The organism is Eggerthella sp. (assembly GCF_048329335.1).
GTDB classification, from domain to species: domain Bacteria; phylum Actinomycetota; class Coriobacteriia; order Coriobacteriales; family Eggerthellaceae; genus Eggerthella; species Eggerthella lenta.
This window is the reverse complement of the sequence record NZ_DBFEGU010000282.1, coordinates 1-2,650: the sequence shown is the minus strand read 5'-3', so window position 1 is coordinate 2,650 and position 2,650 is coordinate 1. Positions and strand designations below refer to the sequence as shown.

Annotated in this window: 2 protein-coding genes and 1 pseudogene; all 3 read right to left on the bottom strand. The window is 62.5% G+C overall.

Annotation, left to right across the window (positions count from 1 at the left end; genetic code table 11):
• Window positions 1-664, bottom strand: a pseudogene (locus tag ACMO6A_RS08955) (hypothetical protein); the annotation flags it as partial.
• A 135-nt stretch (window positions 665-799) separates the two neighbouring features.
• Window positions 800-2,119: a hypothetical protein gene (locus tag ACMO6A_RS08950; RefSeq protein ID WP_418471129.1), complete on the bottom strand. Its 1,320-nt coding sequence runs from the start codon at window positions 2,117-2,119 to the stop codon at window positions 800-802.
• A gap of 94 nt (window positions 2,120-2,213) precedes the next feature.
• Window positions 2,214-2,650: hypothetical protein (locus ACMO6A_RS08945; protein WP_418471128.1), on the bottom strand; the 437-nt coding region annotated here is incomplete at its 5' end.

Sequence of the window (2,650 nt, the reverse complement as noted above, 5' to 3'; positions counted from 1 at the left end):
TGACGTTCTCGATCGCGATGCAGGCGTCGTTCAGGTGGATGAAGCTGTCGGGGGTCGTGACGTTGTCGTTGATGAACTTGTCGGCGAACTCGACGGACGCGTCCGTGTCGAGCTTGAACCCGCGGACGCTGTTCATGGCCTGCTGGTAGGCCATCTTCGAGATTCCCTCGGCCACGTAGAGCTGGCAGGGGACGGGCATGTCGGCGGCGTAGCCGTCGAACTCGAGGCAGGCGTTTCGCGCCAGGAACTCGCAGAAGCCGTCGACGATCTGGGGTGCGGCGCCGTAGAGGTCGCAGATGTTGGCCGCGAAGGCGTCGACCGCGGACTTGAAGGTGTTGTTGCCGTCCTTGGAGAAGCCGAAGCGGCACGCGGCGTCCTTGCAGGCATCGCCGAACACCGGGATGAAGGAGTCCTTGAAGCTCTTGATGCGCTCGGCCCAGACGGTGAGCACGGCTTCGCCGAACGCCGCCTCCTGCGCCTCGGCGAATGCCGCGGCGAGCTCTTCGTTGCCCTCGAGCTCGGCATCCATGACGGCGTAGAGCCTGGGGAGGTCGGAGGGGTTGATCTTGCAGTTGACCTTCTTGGAGCGGACGCGCTCGACCAGGGCGTCGTAGCCGTCGAGCTCGAAGGTGACGTCCGCGCCGTCGAATTTCATATTTCCCATTGAGAGGCCCTTTCGGTGAGAAGCGGTGAGGGGTATTCGACCACGGTATGGCCGCGGGCCGAAGTTTGTAACCCTTTTTCCCAATCGGGAAGCGTTTCATACCGATATGCGGGCACGATGCTCGATTTTTGGGAATTACCGGTGGCACTTCTTCCGTGCGGAGGCCTGGGCCATGGAATCGGTATGCGGGACGGGGACGGTGAAACCCCGCTCGCGCCTGACCTCGCGGGCGTGCCGGGTAAGCATCATGGCGCGAAGGTCGATGGCTTCCTTGATTTTGTCGATCCTGCCCGGCTCGTTGGCGACGAAGGGGTTGCCGAGGAGGATATCGCAGGCCTGGTCGGAAAAGCCCTTGAGAGCAGACGGATCGAACCACGAGAGGTCGCGGCAATACCTGTCGAGCTGGTCGTCAATCCTACGGGCGAACGGACGCATCATCCCGGCACGCGGCGTCGTGTAGCCTACGAACCTCTGCGACATATCGAGATCGCACCAAAGCGCCTCGCCGGTATCGAATACGGGTGCGGTACGGAGCCATTCCCTGCTCTCCGTGTCTATCAGGATGCCGAAGTTGTTCCAATGTCTGTCGAAGTTTGCCATGAGGTAGTCGATGGTCAGCATCTTCTCGATATCCTCGCGAACTTCGAGTCCGTGGGCGGCGCAGGTCCCGATATAGAAACCATGCAGGCCGAGATCGGAAGGCCGCTTCGATGAGCACAGGAGCGCGTAGGCTGGGACGAACTCGGTGAACTGGTCGGTCATGGTCTCGCAGCGAGACGCCCACTTCATAAATCCGCCGTCTTCGAGGCTGTAGGCTACGAAGTCTCTGTCATCGAGCAGACGCGAGCACAGCACGCTGGCGATCTTCTCGTTGAACGGTTCCTGGAACCTATTGGATGGCCGACCGGCTTTGACGAGCACCCGGCGGCCGTCCTCGACCGTCCAGCGCTTCGGGAGGTTGCCGTTCAGTGCCGCATCGGGCGAGGACGCGAGGATGTCCGCATTGCCCTTGATCTTCTCGATGAGCGAGGGTACCGATGAGGCGTCGTGCGGCAGCAGCAGCTCGCCGAGCTCTTCGTTGAAATCGTTCTCGAAGCAGTTGACGTCGCGCCATGTCGAAGTCGACCCGGCGGGGCGGATCCAGTATTGATCGGAGAGAGAGGTCCCGAAGCCGGAGGCCATGAGGGATGCGGCCGACGGGAAGCCGACTGCGCGCAGGCGCTCGACGGCATCGGGCCGGAAATCCGGTATGCCCCTGTTCTTGAACCAGCTCGAGAGCCTGTCCCTGGTGATGTTTCCCGACGGGTCGGTCGACATCAGGGGGGCATGGGCCGCATCGATGATATGGGTCTTGCCGGTCACGGTCTGGCGGTCATGGTTCCAGGTGAACTCGGCGACCTCGTGGTCGCGGCACATGAGGGTGAGCCGCGAGAGCTCGGGCGTTCTACTGTTCATCTTCTGGCTCCAATCCTCGCATTGCCGGTTGTATCGGTGTCGTCATTTTACAGCACGGGAGCCCCAAGCGTGCGATACCGCCTGAAGGCAATCCCTACTCCCAGTGGCCGGCCACGTCGACGACCCAGTGCTTGCCGGTTGCCTGCTGCTCGTAATGCCCCTGGTCCTCGCTGGTGGTGTAGGAGTCGTCGATCACGGAGCCGCCGATGCCGCCATTGTCGACATCGTTATCGCACCACGTCCACGCGGCAGCCTTGCTGTCAAACGGTCCGACTTTCGTTCCGCCATGGTTGACCCAGTAGCGCTCATGGCGCACATACACCACGTTCGGTACCCAGACCTGGCCGTAGTCGGTCTCCCAGTGGCCCTGCTCGGGTACCCACTTCTTCTGGGGTTGCGCAGGGGAGGGCCCGGACGACGAGGAGCCGCCTGACGCCTGCGATGCCGTGCCGCCCTTCGAGTCGTTCTTCTTGGAATCGGCCTTGCCGCCGGAGTCGTCGGCCTTGCCCTCATCGGTCTTGCCCTCATCGG